Source organism: Spiroplasma endosymbiont of Sarcophaga variegata (assembly GCF_965178695.1).
GTDB lineage: Bacteria > Bacillota_I > Bacilli_A > Mycoplasmatales > Mycoplasmataceae > Spiroplasma > Spiroplasma poulsonii.
Window position 1 is genome coordinate 95,329 of sequence record NZ_CBCXVU010000002.1, and the last position, 21,175, is coordinate 116,503.

Below are 21,175 nucleotides of genomic sequence, written 5' to 3' on the forward strand. Positions count from 1 at the left end.
AATGAATTTACTAATATTACGAGTTTTAACTTTATTAGTAACTAATTTAGAAAATAAACCTTTAATAAGTAAATTTGTAAATTTAATTAATAGAGTTAATAAAGTTCAAAATAAAATATTAAAGCCAATTAATTATATTACTGATAAATATAATAAAATTACAAGTAAAGTTGAAGATATTTATCAATGATTAAATCCTTTTACTTATTTAGATTTAATTAAAAAAGGTCATAAAAAAGAAATACAACAAATATTAAGTCAATTAGAAAAAGATAATAATATTCAAAATAGAGAACAATTTAAAAATGAAAAATATCTAAATACTAATTGACAGCCTTTAAATAGTAGTTGACTTGATAGTGGTATGTTTAATATTACAAATAAGTTAACTTTAACAGGTAATTTAACTATTTTAATATATACAAAAACAGCAAAACATCCAAAATTTTATGGTCCATATGTTTATCCTAGTGTTCCAGTTGAAATATGAAAATTATTAAGTAATGCTGTTTCTAATGCAGGGACTTTATTTTGGCGTTATTGATTAAGAAAATGATTACCTAGTCATTTAAGAAATTATATTAAAAAACGATTACCACAAGCATTAAAAGAAAAATATCCCAAAGGAACTACTAAATTAACATTACCAACAGTTCAAAAATTACAACAAATTAAAAAGTTTATTAATAATTTAAAGATTGGACATTTTAATTTTAATTTTGCTGGTGAAATTAATAATAAAAAATGATATCGAGAACGCCGAAGTGATGTTAAAAATATTAAGAATTTATATAAAACACCAGTTAAAAATAAATTTTATCAGGTTAATAAATCTATTAAAGCAATTAATAAAACCAAAAGAAAGGTTAATAGTTATAAACCAAATAATTTAAAAAATAAATATCGTAATCAATTAAGGGGTGTTTTATATGGAAAATAATTTAAGTAATTTGTTATTTATAACAGTTGAAGATGTTAAAGCAAGTAAACTTTGACAACCTATTAATGATCGTAAACAATCTGCTTATAATGATAATTTAATTTATAATGCTATTTTAAAAACTAGTTTATGAATGGATAGATTATCAGGTGGAACAATTTCAGATAAAATTAATAAAAAAGATTTGTTTCCTTGAGTAAAAAAAGATAATACTGGTTTAATTGAATATGATAAATGATTAAGTTATATTCAATCTGCTTGTTTATTAGCAGTTATAAATTGATATTTACCAAAAGGAGTTAATGATTTAACTGGTAGTGCTTCATTTTCACAAGGTGGAGTTGCTTATTCACAAACTAATGACCCAGAAGCAAATGAAAATATTACTCGTGATGTTAAAAATGCTTTAAAATTAGCAGGTGAAATTATTGATATTATATCTAGTAAAACAGTATCTAGACCTTATAATTATAGTTTAGATAATTATGCTCATCCATGAGAAGAAGAATATAAGCATATTAGTAAAAAAACTTTTTATCCAACATTATTATTTTGATTAAAAGAACGATTACAAACTGATAATTCAATAAATATTACTTATCCTACTATTAATGATTTTTCTAAAATTGATTATAATGAGTGTATTAAATTAATAGTTCCCTTTGATAATAATACGATTTATTATGAAAATAATGTCTGAAAAGCAAAACAAAGTAGTGGTACTGATATAAAAATTGATAATAAAACTATCATTAAAAATGATAATGATGAGATTGAAGTTTCAGATTTAAAACAAGATAAATTAATAAGTGGTACAAATATTAAAACTATTAATGGTAATTCATTATTGGGGAATGGTGATATATCTATTAATACTGGTAATGATTGAGAATTAATTAATTATCCAGAAGCAAACGAAAAATTAACATTTAAAATTCCAGATTATGATTTAATAAAATATTACTATAAAATATCAATTTCAATAACAGATTATGCATCTGCTAATAAATTTGTAACATATTATTTTGAAACAATATCACAAAAATCAATATTTTCATTTTTAGCAGATAATTCTTATAAAAGAATAACAATTAAGCAAGATGGCTCAATTTCAAATGATACAAATAATATTGTTATTAAAGATTTAACAATTAAAAGAAAATTAATTTAGAAAGGATTTTTAATTAATGAAACAAAATAAAACAACTTGATTAAAGGGTGCCTTACCTTGAAATTGATTTAAAAAAGACCCTATTCCAACTTATAATTGAAATCATAAAGATATTAGAGAATGAGAAAGAAAATATAAAATTCGTAGTTGAGTAGTTAGTTTTTATACATTGATATTTTTAGCATTAAATTGTTGATTAGAATATGGCATGATTAATGCAATAAAAGATAATATTAATTGATATAATTATGGACAATATTGAGGTAATGGAATTGCTATTTTACTAACACCTTTATTTACATATGGAATTCAAGGTATATTTGTTGCTAGTAGTAAACCAAAAGTAGATATGAAAATTGATATTCCACGATTAAAAATATCTAAAATGGGATTAGTATTTACAATTTTACCTTTAATTACTTTAATAATTTCTTTAATTATTATTTGAATTGATAAATCAAAATGAAAAAAAGACCATTTAAGACATTGTTTGAACTGCCGTATTAATCCGCGTGTTATTCAACCAAGAATATCAAAACAATGAAATAATTTGGATGGTATAACAGAAGAAATATTTAAAAATATGCAAGATGAATATACTAAAAAACAAGAAGAAAATAACAAAGAATTAAATTTAAAATAAACTATATATAGGGGCGGTTGATATTTTTGGGTGGTTATATAGTTTAATTTATAAATTATTTTGTTCTGAAAGAATGGATGGCCACTGTTTGAGTAAGGATAAGAAAGGAAATAAAGAAATGGAAATTAGTAATGAAATAGTAATTGCTTTACTTGTATTAGCGGGTGCTGGTGGAATGGGTAGTCTTGGTATTCTTGGATTATCTGCTAAAAAAATTAAAAAATATAAAGCAGAAATTAGAGAATTAAGAACTGCTGTTATTGCTCACGAAAAACATTTACGAGGACCTGATTATGCAACAGAATTAGCATTAAAAACAGGTCAAATTAAAAATGTTAAAAAACAAGTTAAAGTAAATGACAAAAAACAAGCACAAAAAGATGCTATTAAAAAACTAACAAATAGTATTTAAAAAAAATAACCTTAATTGGTTATTTTTTATTTTCTAATATTAAGTCTAAATTTTTAACTTTACAAATAACTAAATTATTTTTTCCATAATTATTTTTATAATATTCTCAGTATTCAGTTGAATTAATATCTACATCTTGTTTATCAATCCCAATTATATATTCACCACGAGGGTTTTTACAAGGGCGATTACCTTGTTCAGATCGATAACATAAAATATAATTATTCATATTCTTTATTTCCTTTATAATGTGTTATATAAAAGTTAATAAGATATTCAATTCGTTGCGAATAAGTAAAGTTATTAAATTCATTTCAAACTTTTTCTTCATTTTTATTTAAGTAAATATTAACATTACGAATTTGACAAGAATAATACTTTCCTGTTTTTTGATTATATGAATGTTTCATAATATTAACTTTCATAATTAGCAATAATAATTGCATCTCGTAAATGATTACTTATTTTTTCATTATTATAAAATCAACCTTTACCATATTGATAAGTTAAATTAGTATCTTTATCAAATTTTCATATACAACTATCATTATATTTACTTAAATTTTCCATATTTTTAACAACTGATTTAGTATTTTTTGGTGATACTCAATTAATAAAATATTTATAAACAGATAATGCTCCTAATAATCTTAATAAATCATCTCTATCTTTACTAGCATTAGCAGATGTATATAAACAATCTTCAATATTAATTTTTTCTTCATAATCAAACAATTTATCATTAATAAATTCATATTGTTCTTTTCAATTTTTATTTGTAAATTCTAATTTTTCAATTAATTTATTATCTTCATAAATAACAATAGCAGTAGTACCTGTTCCTGATGGGTCAATACCTATTTTTATCAAGTGGCTCATTCCTCATCGTTGTTATTATTAATTGTTGGCACTACATTTGATATATCTTCTTCTTTAACTAAATTATTATCTGTCACTTCTTCACTTGATATATTTTCATTACTAATTTGACCCTTATTTATGCTTATATTGCTATCATTATCAATATAAATCTTTTCATCATTAGTTGTAATAACTGCCTGATCTGATTTATAAGCTTGTTGTAATTCAACAGACATAATACCTCATTTTCTTAATAAAGATGTTAATACTGTTTTTAATGCCATTTCATCAAAACTAGCAATATAAAATGATTTATTTTTAGCATAAGTTTTAGAATATTTCATAAAATGATTTTCCATTTGTTCTTTGGTCATATATAAAGTTTTTCCAAAACCATTAACCATTTTAAAGTATGCTACATAACCAATAATTGGTAATTTTTCTCTTTCATCTTCATTTTGAATTCAATTAAAACTAGTTCCTTTTAAACGATCATAATTTACTAATTCATTTTCTCTAACATCTGATACTGACATATCTAAATATTGACCACTTCTTTGTGCTAATTGAATATAACCTTTATAACCTATTTGAAATTGAGCTTGATTAATTCATTCTTGGATTTCGCGACCGTTAATAATTCTTGTTATTTTAGTATTATATGGAACTACATAAGCATAACCAAATTGTTTTTCCATTGGTAAATTTAATAAAACTCCTTGATAACAAGCAGTCATAATTGTTTTTGGATCTGCTTTTTGTAATAATTCATTACTATTTGATATTGCAACTATATTACTTTTAAATCTTGCAATTTCATTTTCATTAGAAAATTTACTTTTTATTCATTCTGTTGCTTTATCTGTTCTTAAAAATTCAACAATATTTGCCATATTATTTTTCTCCTTTATTTATTTTAAAATTAATACCTTTAACCCCAATTAAATTAATATCTTTATTACTATCTCACTGATCTTTAATTTCATTTTTAACAATTTGTTCATCAACAACTAAATAATTTTTAATAAGATTAATAAGTTCTAATTTATCAGCATTTTGTAAAAAATCATCATTAATACCAATAACCTCAATATCTTTAATTAATAATTTTTCTTTCCGAAAATTACTAGTAATAATTTTTAATTCTTGCTCTTTTTTTGCTACACTTTTAATTTCTAAAAATTGTTCTTTTTTATGAGTTTCAATAATTTCATTTTGTTTTTGAAATTGAATATTAATAACATTATTTTTTAAAGAATCATGATTATTCTTAATATTATTTTCTAAATTCAAAATATCTTTTCTAATAAAATTTAATTCATCTTTAAAAGATTTTATTAATTCTAATGGTTCTCTAAAAATATAATCAATTTTTGAAACTACTAATTTTAAATCTTTTAGTGATTGTGATTTATATTCTCCATTTATTAATCAAGCTTGTTGTCGATATATAAATTCTGCTAATTCTTGTCCATTTTCATCAATTCATTTTTTAATTGTTAATGCTTTTAAACTTAATTCTTTAAAATTATTTCCTTTTAAATAAAATGGATACGTAATATTTTTAACTTCATTATTTAATTTTAAATCTGCCATAATTAAATTTCCTCTAATTCCATTTCATTAATTAAATTATCAATATATTCATAAGCACTTTCTTCTGAATGACATTCTTCTAATGCCATATTAAATAAATCTTCTTCAGTATAAACATAACCATTTTCATCTTTTCACATACTAATTTACCTCGTTCTTTGCTATTAATATTTCTATTAATTTTCTTCCTTTTTGTTCTTTAATATCAAAATAAGTTATTTCTTGATTTAATAAATGTGCTTCTTCATTTTTAATTAAATTAATATCATCATTAATATTTTCTTTTTGCCCTGTTTTATTATCAAATATATTAATACAAAAATCATTGTACATATATATTGATATTAGATTTTTGATTGTCATATTTACCTCCTATTTTTAACTCGCTGGCACTCACTCCAAAGTGAAAGTGCCAAAGCGAGAGTTAGTTATATAATTAAGTATTTATCTATTTATTTACTACGCCATCCGCTTCACTGCGGGTGAGCGGTGGCGGTATGTTTTATTGTTTAATGTTTAATAATCGACAGTTGTTTTTATAAGATAATGCCAGAGAATTCTCTCTCTTCATCCGCACCATTTCAGGTCAAAGCGTTCAGTTTTTAAAATAAATTCACTTGCACATTGAAGAGCCTAATGCTGACTTTGTGGTTTTTAAAACCTCTGTCATCCTCTAATGGGATAATATCTATCGCAAATTTATTTATAAAGTGGCCATCTCAATATTTATTGTCGTTTGATGTTGACCCCGCACTTATCACGACTATCGCTTGTTAAAGCGTCTATTATTTACGGACTGATTACCGCTGGGCTAGACCGCCTATGTGGAAAAAAACACTTAGTTATTTAAAATAACTGTTCCACCCTGCATTAAGTTGTTTTATAAAATCAAAGTTTAAAAGAACCAGTTTTATCATCAAAGATAATTTTTGAATTTTCTAGTTTTTGATAAAACTGTTTTTGTGTTTTATCTTTTATTTTATTTAATAAATATTTATGTTTTTCACAAGTTCATAAAACTTTATTTGATAAAAATTCTTCGGTAATGAATGATACTGCTTTATAACAATCATTAACATCACATATTTTTTGTTGTTTAATTATCATTACCTCCTTTTAGGGATTTTTTATTTCAAATAAAAAAACAACCCTAACAAGAGTTGTTTTTTGGAGCTTCATCGTACATTATACGTCACGTATTATGTAAATCTAAGCTCCAAATTTATCTCTTGTTATTTTAATAATAACACTTTTTAAAAGAAGTGCAACTATTTTTTTAAAAAAATAAATTATTTTTAAATTTACCCTATTTTTGGCATATTTAAACACACTGAAAAATAATTTATTAAATTACTTCAAATAAACTTATCTAAAATTCTCTAAAAATACTTCTTTTGAAGTTCTTCAATTAAGAACGGGCCTTAATTTTTCATTTATAATATCGACTACTAAATCTATTTCTTGTTGCGTAACAAGATTAAAATCTGTCCCCCTACCATATCGTTTTCTAAATTCACGGTTTAGTCTTTCAATTAATGGTTTTTGATTAGGCGAAGCAGGGTCACAAAAATAAACATTAGAACCAGTAATCTTTTCCATTTCTTCAAACTTACTAAATTCTTTTCCTCTATCGGTTATTATTCCTTTAATTTTTCCAACTAAACCATTAATTCTAACTATATGTTTAAGTTTTTCTAAAACTTCATTAGCAGTATGTTCTTCTAATTTCATAGCAAAGTATTTTTTACTTGATTTCTCTGTCAAAACTAAACAACTAGATTGATGTTCTTTTCCAACTACGGTATCCATTTCAAATCAACCAACATCTGTTTCTTTATTTTCAATATCTCATATTGATTTAAATCTTTCATCTAATTTCCCACGATTATCAGGTCTTTTCTTTGTTCTATTTCTTCTACCACCATTTAATAAATTTTTCTTTAACAAACCCAAAAGACCTAAAAAAATTCATTTATAAAATGTTTTAAGACAGGCAGGAAATTTGATACCAAATTTTATTAAAAATCGCTGAATAATTTCTGCTGGTGAATCACCCAAAATATTAAATCGTAAATTTAAAAATTCTTGTTGTTCTTCTGTAAATGTAGGTATTTTTTTAATACACTTTTGTCGTTTTTTATAATAATCATCATGTGCCTCACGGGCATTATAATCTTCTATATTTGTAAATCTATTAATTTCTCTTTTAACAGTATTAATATCTCTTCCTGTTTGTCTTGATATTTCAGATAAATTAAGTGTGCCATTTTTCTTTTTGCAACTATCAGATAAAAATAAATCCTTAAAAAATCTTCGTTCATCATATTTTACATGTGTATAATCTTTCATTACTCTATATTTCCTCCAATTCTTTTATAAAAATAGTTATACATTAAATTTATAAAAAAGATAAATTTTCACATTTTTTTAAATTAAAATTATTGACAAATATATTATTAATTATATAATTATATTGTAACAAGCTCCAATTTATCTCTATATGCTTGTATACTAAAATAAAAAGTAAAGTAATTTACTTTTTTTTATTTTGATGTAAAATATAAATAATAAAAAGAACCGCGATGGTTCTTTCATAGTTTTTATTTACTCTTTTATTTAATCATATTCATTAAATAATAGCAATTTTAATATGCAAAAAGGAGTAAAAAATGAAAGAATTTAATCCAAATAAAGCAAGTTTGGCAACTTTTTATCGTAAAATAGAGCAATTTTGAGAAAATAAATCACCCAATAAACCATATACTTTGAATGATTTAACCAATGAATTCAATCTTTCTAACAGATGAAAGCACGAAACTTACAAGAGCGAAAAGATAGTTCCTTTACTTGAAAAACAAGTTGATAGAATTGAAAGTGAAATAATTAACTTTATGATGAAATCACCTGATGGTGCTAAATTATATTGACAACGAGCATTTAATTATAAATATTCACTGCAAGAAAAACAGTTAGAACAAGAATTAAACTTAAATAATCAACAACCAATAATTGTTAATTTACAAACGGATATTAGAGATATTAAAAAAGAAAGTGATAATAATGCTTAATCATTTTACTTATTTGTTAGAAACTCCTTATTGATTATTACAAAATAGTAGTATTGGTAATAAATATCCCTTTGCTAAAAAATATGAGTTAGTTAATGAAATTAATCAAATTGGAACACGATATAGTGGTAAGACTATTTCAAATATTAAAATGTTTGGTGAATTATTAAAAATTAGTTTATTAATTAAAGAACCAATTTGTATCATTGCTAGTATGTATTGAAGTAAGGATTTAAAAGATAGTGTATTTCAAAATATCTGAAATATGTTAGATGAAAATCATATTCCTTATACTATTAACTTATCAAATTTTACTTTTACTTTATCAAATGGTAGCAAAATATATTGTAAAGGTTTACATTCACCAAGCCGGAAAGAAAAATTAAAAGCTTTTGCTGATTTGAATAAATATAAATTAGTAATTGATTGAAGAGAAGAATGTGACCAATTTCAACAAAAAGATTTAAGTGATTTAGAATTTGCTATTCGTGGGTATCAAAATAAAATAACAATTAATACATGTAACCCTGAAAGTTTAAAAAGATATATTGTTGGTTATTGTAATGAATTAATGCCTTTTAATGAAGAAATAATGCGTAGTAAATATGAACAAATTAACTATATTGAAAAATGAAATATGAAGATTATTATTCATTATTCTAGTTGAAGACTTAATTATGAATTACCACAAGATAAGGTTAATGAACAATTAAGATTAGAACAATTAGATATTGAAAGAGCAAGAGTATGAAGTTGAGGATTGCCTGGTAATACTAGTGGGTCAATCTTTGCAAGATATCTTGATATTATGCAAGCAACAGATATTATTCAACCAACTAAGTTATTAGGTGGTGTTGACTTAGCAAACTCTACTAGTCCAAAAGGACATACAACAGCAGCGAGTTTTTGAATATATAATTCATTTGATAAAAAAGCCTATAAAGTTGCTGAATATACACACTCAAATGCTACTCAACAATTTAAGGGACCATTAGAACAAGTAAAAGATATATTAGATTTTTACAACAATCAATTAAATCAATATTTTAATTTAATCCAGCAAGGTATATCAATTAATGTTGATGATAGTGCTTATGCAACATTAGAAAGTTTAAATAGAGAAAAATATAATTATTCTTTTGGTCAATATATGCATTTTAAACCAGCACAAAAGCAGAAGTTTAAAATAAAACATCGTATTGAAGCATTTACCATGTTAATAAATACTAATCAATTAAAATGATTATGAGAAAAATGTCCTGTAAGTAAAACCCAATATGAATTAATTCAATGAGAAGATAAACCTGATGTAAGAGAAGAACGAATGTTAGACTTATATGATGATACATTTGATAGTGATTTTTATGCTTTACACTTTGAATTAATACCAATGGTTAAACATAATAGTTCAGCAGATTATAAATTATGACAACAAAGGGAGTGAATAACTTAATGAAAAAAGATATTTATGTAATACATGATGAACGTGTAATAAATGCAAAAAGACCATATATGTCTGTTTGTGGACAAGTTAAAAAAAGACTTTGTCAAGAATTAAAAAAAGATAATATCGCAATATGTAAATTAAATTTATATAACGAATATATTAAGAAATATCAAAAAGTTAAAGTATGTGTACAAGTTTTAGCAAATGAACCTAGTTTATTAACAGTAAATATTATTAATTATGCACTTATTTTAAAATTAAAGGAGCAAAATAACAATGAATAATACTTTCCATAGTTTAACAAACTTAAATGATATTAATAGTGTTTTAAAATTTTATAATTATGATTGAACTATTAATTTAGCCAATATTATTGCTCGTCATCAAATGCGATTAGTTAATGGTAAAGATATTTTATTTAAGTCTCATCGTAAAGACATTTTAGAAAAATTAAATTGATGATATGAAACTTATAAAATAAAAGAAAAATTAGATAAAAATGAATTAACAGCAAGTTTAATGGGCAAAACTATTTTTGGTTTATTAGAAACATCAGATGGCAATATTGATTTATGAATTAATCCTTTTAACTTTACATCTCGTGTAAGTAAAATAAACGAAATTGAACAAGGTGCTGATATTTGATTAAATTATCATCAATCAGATAGTGGTTTTATTTTAAATTTAATTTGTACCAAAGATAAAATAGTTATTAAAGGTTGACCTAAAAATAATGAAGTAGTTGTTGGACAAAGTAAAACACAAATTAAAGATGATGTTAAACCTGTTTTAGTACAAGAATTTAAAAATAAATTAGGCGTAGTTCCTTTTTGAGAAATGATTAATGAACCTAATCCGTTATTTTTATCAACATCAACTACATTAAACCCATTACCTACAATGGCAAATTGTTATAAATTACAATTTGATTTAGAAGATAGTTTTAATATTAAATCAAAAGAAAGATGAGCAAATCGTACTCATTGATATGGAATATTAGATGATGATTTAATGACTGCTTATAACAAAGGTAATAAAAAAGTATTACAAGATGCTTTTGATGATATTTTTATTCAATCAGGTCAATCAGCCGTAGATGGTCAATTATCTCAATCTTTACAAGTAGTACAAGGAACACCAACCTTAGAAACATATACGGAAGACCAAAAAGCAATTATTGAACAAGTATATTTAGCATGTCATTTTTCTAGTCCTTTTGGTGATAAATCAGATAATGACCAAAATAAAACACAATCTTTATTAACTAAAACCAAAGATTTAGAAAAACAAGCATATTTACAAGCATATCGTAAGCAATATTATACAAAAGTGTTTGATACCGTTTTAAAATATTACGGTTTATGAGATGGTACTGGTGAAAGACCTTATGGTTTTGATTTTGTTAGTGCTAGTTTAGTAGATCAAATGCGACAAAATGAATTAATTACTGCTAGATTAGATAATGGCACAATGGAACCAATAAGAGCAATTACTGAATATGAAAATATTGATGAATTAGAGGCAGCAAAATATTTAGAAAAAATAGAAGCATGACAAGATAAAATGCAAGCCAAAGAAATAGAACATAATAATAAATTAATGGAATATGATGAAACTGGTAATAATCAAAATGCCTTACAAGGTAGAACAGAAATTAAGGAGAATTAAAAAATGAGTAGAATTAACCCAGGGGTTATCGAAGAATTACGAAGACAAGCCCATGATACTTTAATAGATATTAGAGAAAACATAAAAGACAATCGCCATTGAATGGTATTTCCTTTTAATGTTTATAGTTCATATATTCCTGATACTGAAACAGGTTGAAAACCTAATAATGCTAAACCAAGTGATTATGGTAGTTATTCACGCATATTTGATAATATGGAAAGTACTATTGCACAATGACAAGATAGTTTAAAAATAGTGCAAAAATATAAAGGTGAAGAAATTAATATTTTAACAGTTGATGATTTTAATAAACAACCAGTTAATTCAACAATATGAGCAAATAATGAAACACCTTTTGCTATAAAATTAAAAGATGAAAATAATAATATTTATTGAAAATTAATTGATGGTGAAAATATTTATGATATTAATAGAATGCTGGCATACTTAAATCAATATAAATTAAGTTATTTTATTAATAATGATAATAAAGCCGATAATTTTTATACAAAAGAAGTTAAGGTTGGTAAATATTGAGATGCTTATATGATTGATGATAGAAGTTCAATTCAATTTGGTGAGGCTAAATTTGAACAAGTATTTACTCAACAATCAACTGAAAGACAATATACTTTATTAATTTTAGATGAAGATGTAAATAAATTAAATATTAATGATTATTATAATTTTTATACTGTATTTAATGATCGTGGTTTAAATATTGGTGGTGGTGATATTAATTCTGCACCACAAGATAGACAATGATTATATCCATCAAATGTTATTAATTATTATTCACCTTATGATGGTAGTTTTTTATGACAAGAAATTACCTTTTCAAGTATTAATGACAAAATTAGTAATAGTGGTTTATCAGTAAGACAATTTATTCAGACCAGCGCCCCGGGCGAGGGTTATTGTTTTCCTAAAATAACTTATAATGAAAAAACAAATACATACACTATTGAATTAGATGAAGTTTTATTAAAAGACCCAGGGGTTAGAGCAATGGCAGTTAAATTTTATGGTAATCCTATCTTTTTTGATATGCCAGTTATTGGTCGGCCAATTATTAAAGGTCAATTTAATCAAAAAGTTATGAATTCCCGTGATTTATTAATGTATAACATGTATCCTGCCCCACCTGACAAAGTAAATACTTATGCTGCTCCAGAAGTAAGTTGATATAACATTCAAGGTATTCAACCAACAATTATAACGGGTTATGAAGATTGAAAAAAAGATATGGAAAGTAGATACGACTTTTGAAATCAAAAAAATAGTGGGGGTATTGTAATAACTGATAAAGCTAGTTCAACAGCAACTAATCCTACGGTTGGGACAACTATTCATAAAGAAGATAATGACTCTAAATTTTATTGGTCTAAAAATTGAATGATTACTCCACCAAACAAAATAAAAGTAAATAATGAAAATGTTAATAATATAATTAGTACCCAAGCATCATCATATTTTAGAAGAAAAGATGAATTTGGTAATACTGTCGGACAAGTTCAAATTGAATATAATAAAATGGGTAAATGTAATGTTTGAGATATTTTAAATATGAATAATTTTATTAATCGCCAAATTACCGTATTACCTTTAAACTATACGCAAAAGTTAGTTTTTAATCCTTTTACTATCCCAGGCGGAGTTGGTAAATTCTTAAACTTTATTTCCTTTGGTATTCCATGAGGATGAGTAATTAACCAAGATGAAAAAACTTGACCTAATTTTCAATTTCTTAATGGTTTTATGAGTTCTAATGTTTATAGTTTTTATAATGATGCTTTTTGGTCTGAAAACTCAAAAGGTAAAGGTTACTTACCCTTTGAAATATTTAGACAACAAGGTAATGATAAAGTTGGTGCTATTTTTGGTGCTAATGCTACTAGTTTAGGTTTTACAACTTTATTAACTGATAAATGCAAAGGTACTGTTTTAACTAAGGATGGTAAAGCAACTGAACGAATAACTTATTCAACTTATAATTTAAAACAATTAAACCCCAAAACTAATCGTATATATTTAATTAATGAATTAGTAAGAGCAGTAGATGCTCAAACACCAGTTAGTGATAGTGAAAAAGATACTGATTGCGAATTCTTACAAACACCAGATGGTACAAATTGTAGTTATATAATTGATATGTTTTCAATTCAAGCATTATATAAAGGTAATTTTGAAATTATCTTTTATGCTGATAACCCATATACTAATAATGAAGAAGATTATTTACGCTTATCAGTATGAAGTTTTCGTGGTAAAACAAAAAGTGTGTTAAATAATTATTTACGTGATATGACAACTAATTATAAAACTAGTTTCTTATTACCACATGACTATGAAATACCGACATTTAATTATCCTGAGTATGTATTACCCCCAGTTCCATACAACTATAAAACTTATACAAAAGATATTATGCCTTCCGATGTAGTACTACCATTATTAACAAAAATTACTGCGCAACCACAATGTAAAATAACTGATACTCAAATAGCAACTATGTTTATGGTTAATATATTTGATGATACAGAAGAATATACAGGTTATTATGAAACTGAAATTGATTTAAAACAAATTGACCCAACAATTCAAAGTATAAGTAAATTCCAAGATGCTTATAAAACTATTGAAATAAGTAATCTAAGTAATTTACAAGTTGAATGTGGATTATCAAATATAGAAAATTTTATTCCTAATAGAAATATTAATATATTTGGCGGAACTGATGATTGTAGCAATAATTTATTTTCATTAAAAAATATAACTTTAAAAAACATTGGTTTATCACAAACTGATAAAATTAATTTTGATAATACAATAAGTTTATATACTGATAATATAAAAATAAATGATACCAAAACAATATATACTACTGCTTATACTAATGGGTTACCTTTTAAAGGGTATTCCACCATATATGAAACATCAACTATTAATAGTGTAAAATTTTTATTACAAACAACATTTTTACCTAAATATGGAGTTAATAATAAAATCAGGGAAACATATTTACAGGCGTATTATACAAATAATATGAAATTAAAAATTAGATTTACAAAAGTAATATTGCCACTTTTACAGTTTTATTATATGGATGCTTATAGAAAACCAAAATATTTTGGTAATGATAAAGATATTACATTAGATATTAATAATCCAAATGTATTGGGTATTAGAAATAATAGTAATAGTGCTGTTAAAATTACATTTAAACCAAGATAAAAATAAAAAAGAGATTTTTAAAAATCTCTTTTTATATTATTCTTTAACTTTTACATTACCATCTTCATCAATATTTAAATTAGGTAATTTATGTTCTTCACCACTTCAACGATAAACTGATTTAAAATAAGTGCCATTATCTTCTAATCAATAGTAATAAAAAGCTGGTTTAAAAACAACTAAATCATATGGAAAAATTGATATACTTTCACTTACCCCCCTTTTTCCTATTTTTAAACTTATATTATTTTCAATATATTTAGTATTATGTAAGTAATCAGAATGCTTAAATTTAACAATTTTTCATTTATCATTTTTGTCACCACGCCATACGACATAATATCATTTATTATCAACCTCATTAAATGGTTTTTCTTGTGGTGCTATTCATTCTAAATTGTTTTTAATAGTTTCATTTGTTGTATTTATTTGGTTTTCTTTTTTTAATTGTTCTAATTGCTCTTTTGTATATTCTTGTGGTTTATTACAAGCAACTAAACTTGTTGTACTTGTTCCAATTAATGATATTGTACCTATTATACTTAATATTTTTTTCATATTTATTTCTCCTATTTTTTGAAAAATTTGTTAATTTAATTAAAAATAGAAATAAATAATTTATTTCTATTTATTTTTATAAATCTAATTTTTTATTTTTATGAACATTCAGCAGCTGCAGCGCCGGCAGCTCCACTAATTGCACCTACTGCTGCTCCAGAAGCAGCTCCACCAAAAATAGTTCCAAAAAATCCAACTATACCTCCAAAAATAGCACCAGCTATAGTACCAATACCTGGAATAACACTTCCTGCAAGAGCCCCTGCAACTGCTGAAGAAGCTCCAACAGTTACGGCTGAAGGAGATGATGTAATCGCACCTCCAACTGCTCCACCAACAGCACCATTTATAGCTGCTTTTGATACTTCAGAATTACAATTATTTTTTTTTCGAATAATTTCACCTATTTTATTTTTATTTACATTACTTGTACCTAATTTTAATGCTAAGGCCATTGTTTTATTAGTAACTCACTGTATTTCAGATTGAGTTGCTTGTTCTGATTTAATATTATTTCATCATTGTTGATTACGTTCTTGTGCCAGTTGATTTACTCATTGTGTTAAACCCTGTTGTCATTCATTTTTTGAATTATTAAATGATTGTTGAGCTTGTAAGAAACGTTGTTGAGCTTGACTAAAGGCTGTATGATTTTGATTTCTTTGAAAATCTTCACCCGCTCTTTGATATGCTAGTTCAGCATTACGTCATTGTTGTGCAATTTGAATTCATTGAACTTCGCCTCATCTTTTATTACGTTTTAATACTTTTTCTTCTGATTGATATGGTGCAGCAGCAATTACAGTTGGTATAGCACTACTTGTGATTGTAACTGCTCCTAAAATACTTATTAATTTTTTCATATTTATAACCTTCTTTCTTTAATTAAGATAAATACTATTATTTGGACTTTCACTATCTCAATATCCAATAGTATTTGTTTTAATAATAATTGATTGTTCTTGTTTTAAATTTTTTCAAATTTCATGAAATTGAGAAAAATGTTCTCAAATGAAATTTGCCATTATTTTTATATCTTCTTTATTTATAGAACCGCCAGCTCCGCTATGATCTGATTTTGGTAAATTAGATATTAATACCATAGTTTGACTTAAAAAATCTGCTTTGCTATCTGGTTCAAATTGATAAATAATTTTAAAAGCAGTATCTGATGATAATTTTAATTTTAATTCATCATGCTCTAAAAATTTATATCATTTTTCAAATACGTCATTACTTTTTTGTTCATGATTTTGATAAGGACTAGCGGCAATTGTTGTTGGTACAGCAGTTCCACTAATTGTTAATACACTTAATAAACTTAGTAATTTTTTCATTACTTGTATTTCTCCTTTTCTTAATCTTGAAACTTTTTATCAAGATCTACTTTCAGTATATATATATATATATATATATGCAATCAAAATTAACTAATTATTTAAAATTTTATCTTGTTAAATACCTCTTATTACGCGTTTTAAGGTCTAAATTAGCAAACAAAGATATTAAGTTTAGTATTTATATATACAAAATATATTGTATTTATAAACTATTGATATATAATTAATTTACAGGTTTAATCTTTTTCCGTAAAAAAGAGTTTATGCTGACTTGTTAATCGGACAAGAATAAAAAAAGAGAGGTTTATAAAATGGCACTTACAAAAGAACAATTAATCGAACAAGGTTTAAGTGAAGAGATTGCAGAAAATATCTTAAATCAGTTTAATAATGAAGCAAAGCAAATTAGAGAAAGTGTGCAAAAACGCGAAGATGTTATCTCAAAAGAAGACTTTATTAAATTATCTAATGAATTAGATGAATTAAAAGCATTTAAAGATGTTCCATCTACTAAAATTGAAGATATTAAAACTAATTTAGATAAAGTTAGTGGTAATTCTTTATCTGAAAAAATGCAAACTTTAAAAGAATTAAAACCTGATTTGTTTGTTGAAGAACAACTATCAGTTTCACCAACTAATTTTATTAAAGATATGATTGAAAAATCTACTGAAAATAAAAATGATGAAATTGAAATTATTAAAGAAAAAGGAGCATATACTCCTGATGAAATTAAAAAATTAACTGATTATACACTTAAAAACCTTAGATAATAAGGGAGTGAAATATTATGGCAACAATTAACTTGCCACAAGTACCTTTTACATTACAAGGTAATACAACAGACCAAAAAGCATATGTTGATATGGTTAATGCTTTATTGCGTGGACCTTTATATAACGAATATGCAAGTATTATGCAGTATGCTACTGCAACAGCAGAACAAGTTGCTTGATTACCTAATGCTGGTCAAGCATTATATAATTTAACTCATCGTGTGGTATGACAAGATGATTATTCATTGCCAAATGGTGGGACAACTCAAACAATGGGATTAACAAGAATTCCAGTTCCTATTGATAAAAGATTTAATTTAAAATTAATGAATGAGGCTTTTGATTTAGCATTAATAGAACAAAATATTAAAAATGGTGTTATTGCTGATGCTATTTCTAGTGTTGTACAAAATAAATTTGTTAATTTAGAATGTGAATTAATTCAGGCTATTTATGATTATTGTTTAGCAGATGGTCAATATGAAGTAATTCCATTTCGTAGTTATACAGCTGAAAATGCAGATGATGCCAATAAAGCATTCTTTACATTAAATGAAACTTTGATTGAATTAACAAATCAAATTAGTAATTTATACTTTGGTTTGCCAACCGATAAAATGTTTATGGTTTTAGGACGAAGAGCCTATTTAGGATTAACACCTGCTTATTTAAAAGTAATTGGTTCACAAGCCCAATTAAAAGCAATGGTTAATGGTGAATTATATGAAAATACAGCAATGGGTATTCCTGTATCAAAAAGTTTTCATTTAGAAAAAACATATACAAAAGGACAAGTTAATCGAGATAAAGGTTATAATTTTACTAATGTAAATGGTTTAATTATTAATAAACAAGTATGAGCATATCCAATTAATATGGATAGTATTCAACAAGTTTTAGATAATGATACTGCTAACCCTAAATGAATTGGTAAAGTACAATATGCAACACCAACTATTTTATATCCAAAAACATGTAAAATTATTTTAGAAAAACAACCAACACAAGATGAAATTAATACTGCTAAAAGTAATCTAAATAAAACATTTAGAGTGCCAGTTGATTATGTAATTCCATCATCAAGTAAAATTGATATTAGTAAAATTAATAAATTAGATAAACCAACTATTCATGTTGACGATCCAACTCAAACAACAGCAGAACAATTAAAACCACAATTTAAAGATGTTGTTTTAAAATCAGTAAAAGCGGTAAATAATTTTTTAACAGAAAATGATTTTGATTACTTTATTGAAAGTAAAGGTGAAGATTGACCAATTAATATTACAAATGATAAAACTGTTGAAGTTCAAATTCAAGGTAAAAATAACGCTAGTGGTCAAACAAATCCGATTGATGTAGTAATTAAAAATTCTTAATAAACAATGAATTTACTAATATTACGAGTTTTAACTTTATTAGTAACTAATTTAGAAAATAAACCTTTAATAAGTAAATTTGTAAATTTAATTAATAGAGTTAATAAAGTTCAAAATAAAATATTAAAGCCAATTAATTATATTACTGATAAATATAATAAAATTACAAGTAAAGTTGAAGATATTTATCAGTGATTAAATCCATTTACTTATTTAGATTTAATTAAAAAAGGTCATAAAAAAGAAATTCAACAAATATTAAGTCAATTAGAAAAAGATAATAATATTAAAAATAGAAAACAATTTAAAAATGAAAATTATCTAAATACTAATTGACAACCTTTAAATAGTAGTTGACTTGATAGTGGAATGTTTAATATAACTAATAAATTAACTTTAACAGGTAATTTAACTATTTTAATATATACAAAAACAGCAAAACATCCAAAATTTTATGGTCCATATGTTTATCCTAGTGTTCCAGTTGAAATATGAAAATTATTAAGTAATGCTGTTTCTAATGCAGGGACTTTATTTTGGCGTTATTGATTAAGAAAATGATTACCTAGTCATTTAAGAAATTATATTAAAAAACGATTACCACAAGCATTAAAAGAAAAATATCCCAAAGGAACTACTAAATTAACATTACCAACAGTTCAAAAATTACAACAAATTAAAAAGTTTATTAATAATTTAAAGATTGGACATTTTAATTTTAATTTTGCTGGTGAAATTAATAATAAAAAATGATATCGAGAACGCCGAAGTGATGTTAAAAATATTAAGAATTTATATAAAACACCAGTTAAAAATAAATTTTATCAGGTTAATAAATCTATTAAAGCAATTAATAAAACCAAAAGAAAGGTTAATAGTTATAAACCAAATAATTTAAAAAATAAATATCGTAATCAATTAAGGGGTGTTTTATATGGAAAATAATTTAAGTAATTTGTTATTTATAACAGTTGAAGATGTTAAAGCAAGTAAACTTTGACAACCTATTAATGATCGTAAACAATCTGCTTATAATGATAATTTAATTTATAATGCTATTTTAAAAACTAGTTTATGAATGGATAGATTATCAGGTGGAACAATTTCAGATAAAATTAATAAAAAAGATTTGTTTCCTTGAGTAAAAAAAGATAATACTGGTTTAATTGAATATGATAAATGATTAAGTTATATTCAATCTGCTTGTTTATTAGCAGTTATAAATTGATATTTACCAAAAGGAGTTAATGATTTAACTGGTAGTGCTTCATTTTCACAAGGTGGAGTTGCTTATTCACAAACTAATGACCCAGAAGCAAATGAAAATATTACTCGTGATGTTAAAAATGCTTTAAAATTAGCAGGTGAAATTATTGATATTATATCTAGTAAAACAGTATCTAGACCTTATAATTATAGTTTAGATAATTATGCTCATCCATGAGAAGAAGAATATAAGCATATTAGTAAAAAAACTTTTTATCCAACATTATTATTTTGATTAAAAGAACGATTACAAACTGATAATTCAATAAATATTACTTATCCTACTATTAATGATTTTTCTAAAATTGATTATAATGAGTGTATTAAATTAATAGTTCCCTTTGATAATAATACGATTTATTATGAAAATAATGTCTGAAAAGCAAAACAAAGTAGTGGTACTGATATAAAAATTGATAATAAAACTATCATCAAAAATGATAATGATGGGATTGAAGTTTCAGATTTAAAACAAGATAAATTAATATCGGGTGAAAATATTAAAACTATTAATGGTAATTCATTATTGGGGAATGGTGATATATCTATTAATACTGGTAATGATTGAGAATTAATTAATTATCCAGAAGCAAACGAAAAATTAACATTTAAAATTCCAGATTATGATTTAATAAAATATTACTATAAAATATCAATTTCAATAACAGATTATGCATCTGCTAATAAATTTGTAACATATTATTTTGAAACAATATCACAAAAATCCTTTAATTTTGTCGAAAACTCTTGATGAAATAAAAAAAATCATCAATATGACAATTTGAAAACTAATTTTGTGTAAGATTATGATTT

Annotated in this window: 25 protein-coding genes; 13 read left to right on the forward strand and 12 right to left on the reverse strand. The window is 24.4% G+C overall.

Going from position 1 to position 21,175, the window contains the following annotated elements; all coding sequences use genetic code 4:
* Nucleotide 1 precedes the first annotated feature (1 nt).
* From ACOBME_RS01945 to ACOBME_RS01960, 4 genes are all read left to right on the forward strand, one after another.
* Nucleotides 2-940, forward strand: a complete 939-nt coding sequence (locus tag ACOBME_RS01945) for a hypothetical protein (RefSeq protein WP_419334056.1) — start codon at nucleotides 2-4, stop codon at nucleotides 938-940.
* A complete protein-coding gene (locus tag ACOBME_RS01950; protein ID WP_338963396.1) occupies nucleotides 930-2,111 on the forward strand; it encodes a hypothetical protein in 1,182 nt (393 codons plus the stop codon). The genes ACOBME_RS01945 and ACOBME_RS01950 overlap by 11 nt, the downstream gene beginning before the upstream one ends.
* Nucleotides 2,112-2,127: 16 nt before the next feature.
* Complete coding sequence (locus ACOBME_RS01955; protein WP_338963398.1) at nucleotides 2,128-2,754, forward strand: hypothetical protein; 627 nt, start codon at nucleotides 2,128-2,130, stop codon at nucleotides 2,752-2,754.
* 73 nt (nucleotides 2,755-2,827) lie between these two features.
* Entirely contained in the window at nucleotides 2,828-3,166 is a 339-nt protein-coding gene (locus tag ACOBME_RS01960) for a hypothetical protein (protein ID WP_338963556.1), read from the forward strand.
* Nucleotides 3,167-3,185: 19 nt separating this feature from the next.
* Here the strand turns inward: ACOBME_RS01960 and ACOBME_RS01965 are convergent, their stop codons facing one another.
* The 9 genes from ACOBME_RS01965 to ACOBME_RS02005 form a co-directional block, all read right to left on the reverse strand.
* A complete protein-coding gene (locus tag ACOBME_RS01965; RefSeq protein ID WP_338963231.1) occupies nucleotides 3,186-3,395 on the reverse strand; it encodes a hypothetical protein in 210 nt (69 codons plus the stop codon).
* Nucleotides 3,388-3,591, reverse strand: coding sequence for a hypothetical protein (locus tag ACOBME_RS01970; protein ID WP_419333849.1), 204 nt, complete (start codon nucleotides 3,589-3,591; stop codon nucleotides 3,388-3,390). Before ACOBME_RS01970 ends, ACOBME_RS01965 begins: the two co-directional genes overlap by 8 nt.
* On the reverse strand, nucleotides 3,581-4,045 hold the full coding sequence (locus ACOBME_RS01975; protein WP_338963404.1) for a hypothetical protein: 465 nt from the start codon (nucleotides 4,043-4,045) through the stop codon (nucleotides 3,581-3,583). The genes ACOBME_RS01970 and ACOBME_RS01975 overlap by 11 nt, the downstream gene beginning before the upstream one ends.
* Nucleotides 4,030-4,920: a recombinase RecT gene (locus tag ACOBME_RS01980; protein WP_338963407.1), complete on the reverse strand. Its 891-nt coding sequence runs from the start codon at nucleotides 4,918-4,920 to the stop codon at nucleotides 4,030-4,032. The genes ACOBME_RS01975 and ACOBME_RS01980 overlap by 16 nt, the downstream gene beginning before the upstream one ends.
* A 1-nt stretch (nucleotide 4,921) precedes the next feature.
* Complete coding sequence (locus tag ACOBME_RS01985; RefSeq protein WP_338963619.1) at nucleotides 4,922-5,623, reverse strand: kinetochore Spc7 family protein; 702 nt, start codon at nucleotides 5,621-5,623, stop codon at nucleotides 4,922-4,924.
* 2 nt (nucleotides 5,624-5,625) lie between these two features.
* On the reverse strand, nucleotides 5,626-5,763 hold the full coding sequence (locus tag ACOBME_RS01990) for a hypothetical protein (protein ID WP_338963239.1): 138 nt from the start codon (nucleotides 5,761-5,763) through the stop codon (nucleotides 5,626-5,628).
* Between the two features lies 1 nt (nucleotide 5,764).
* Nucleotides 5,765-5,986 carry a hypothetical protein gene (locus ACOBME_RS01995; RefSeq protein WP_338963241.1) on the reverse strand — a complete coding sequence of 74 codons (222 nt, stop codon included), beginning with the start codon at nucleotides 5,984-5,986 and terminating at the stop codon, nucleotides 5,765-5,767.
* 507 nt (nucleotides 5,987-6,493) lie between these two features.
* Complete coding sequence (locus tag ACOBME_RS02000) at nucleotides 6,494-6,730, reverse strand: hypothetical protein (RefSeq protein WP_338963243.1); 237 nt, start codon at nucleotides 6,728-6,730, stop codon at nucleotides 6,494-6,496.
* Nucleotides 6,731-6,988: 258 nt separating this feature from the next.
* On the reverse strand, nucleotides 6,989-7,972 hold the full coding sequence (locus ACOBME_RS02005) for an IS30 family transposase (protein WP_338963245.1): 984 nt from the start codon (nucleotides 7,970-7,972) through the stop codon (nucleotides 6,989-6,991).
* A 320-nt stretch (nucleotides 7,973-8,292) separates the two neighbouring features.
* Between ACOBME_RS02005 and ACOBME_RS02010 the strand changes: the two genes are divergently transcribed.
* From ACOBME_RS02010 to ACOBME_RS02030, 5 genes are read left to right on the forward strand one after another with little or no spacing between them, the layout of a single operon-like run.
* Nucleotides 8,293-8,691 (forward strand): hypothetical protein, encoded by a 399-nt coding sequence (locus ACOBME_RS02010; RefSeq protein ID WP_338963249.1) that lies wholly within the window; start codon nucleotides 8,293-8,295, stop codon nucleotides 8,689-8,691.
* Nucleotides 8,684-10,144: a PBSX family phage terminase large subunit gene (locus ACOBME_RS02015; RefSeq protein ID WP_419333852.1), complete on the forward strand. Its 1,461-nt coding sequence runs from the start codon at nucleotides 8,684-8,686 to the stop codon at nucleotides 10,142-10,144. Before ACOBME_RS02010 ends, ACOBME_RS02015 begins: the two co-directional genes overlap by 8 nt.
* Entirely contained in the window at nucleotides 10,144-10,422 is a 279-nt protein-coding gene (locus tag ACOBME_RS02020) for a hypothetical protein (protein WP_338963373.1), read from the forward strand. The genes ACOBME_RS02015 and ACOBME_RS02020 overlap by 1 nt, the downstream gene beginning before the upstream one ends.
* On the forward strand, nucleotides 10,415-11,806 hold the full coding sequence (locus ACOBME_RS02025; RefSeq protein ID WP_338963376.1) for a hypothetical protein: 1,392 nt from the start codon (nucleotides 10,415-10,417) through the stop codon (nucleotides 11,804-11,806). Before ACOBME_RS02020 ends, ACOBME_RS02025 begins: the two co-directional genes overlap by 8 nt.
* 3 nt (nucleotides 11,807-11,809) lie before the next feature.
* Nucleotides 11,810-15,043 (forward strand): hypothetical protein, encoded by a 3,234-nt coding sequence (locus ACOBME_RS02030; protein WP_419334059.1) that lies wholly within the window; start codon nucleotides 11,810-11,812, stop codon nucleotides 15,041-15,043.
* 36 nt (nucleotides 15,044-15,079) lie between these two features.
* On the opposite strand, the gene ACOBME_RS02035 is transcribed toward ACOBME_RS02030, so the two are convergent.
* The 3 genes from ACOBME_RS02035 to ACOBME_RS02045 form a co-directional block, all read right to left on the reverse strand.
* Nucleotides 15,080-15,601 (reverse strand): lipoprotein, encoded by a 522-nt coding sequence (locus tag ACOBME_RS02035; RefSeq protein WP_338963213.1) that lies wholly within the window; start codon nucleotides 15,599-15,601, stop codon nucleotides 15,080-15,082.
* Between the two features lie 98 nt (nucleotides 15,602-15,699).
* Entirely contained in the window at nucleotides 15,700-16,464 is a 765-nt protein-coding gene (locus tag ACOBME_RS02040; protein WP_338963215.1) for a lipoprotein, read from the reverse strand.
* Nucleotides 16,465-16,482: 18 nt separating this feature from the next.
* Complete coding sequence (locus tag ACOBME_RS02045) at nucleotides 16,483-16,938, reverse strand: hypothetical protein (protein WP_419333887.1); 456 nt, start codon at nucleotides 16,936-16,938, stop codon at nucleotides 16,483-16,485.
* Between the two features lie 314 nt (nucleotides 16,939-17,252).
* Between ACOBME_RS02045 and ACOBME_RS02050 the strand changes: the two genes are divergently transcribed.
* From ACOBME_RS02050 to ACOBME_RS02065, 4 genes are read left to right on the forward strand one after another with little or no spacing between them, the layout of a single operon-like run.
* On the forward strand, nucleotides 17,253-17,714 hold the full coding sequence (locus tag ACOBME_RS02050; protein WP_419333885.1) for a hypothetical protein: 462 nt from the start codon (nucleotides 17,253-17,255) through the stop codon (nucleotides 17,712-17,714).
* Between the two features lie 17 nt (nucleotides 17,715-17,731).
* Nucleotides 17,732-19,096, forward strand: coding sequence for a hypothetical protein (locus ACOBME_RS02055; protein ID WP_419333883.1), 1,365 nt, complete (start codon nucleotides 17,732-17,734; stop codon nucleotides 19,094-19,096).
* A gap of 6 nt (nucleotides 19,097-19,102) precedes the next feature.
* On the forward strand, nucleotides 19,103-20,041 hold the full coding sequence (locus ACOBME_RS02060; RefSeq protein ID WP_419333882.1) for a hypothetical protein: 939 nt from the start codon (nucleotides 19,103-19,105) through the stop codon (nucleotides 20,039-20,041).
* A complete protein-coding gene (locus ACOBME_RS02065; protein WP_419333880.1) occupies nucleotides 20,031-21,164 on the forward strand; it encodes a hypothetical protein in 1,134 nt (377 codons plus the stop codon). Before ACOBME_RS02060 ends, ACOBME_RS02065 begins: the two co-directional genes overlap by 11 nt.
* Nucleotides 21,165-21,175: the final 11 nt, after the last annotated feature.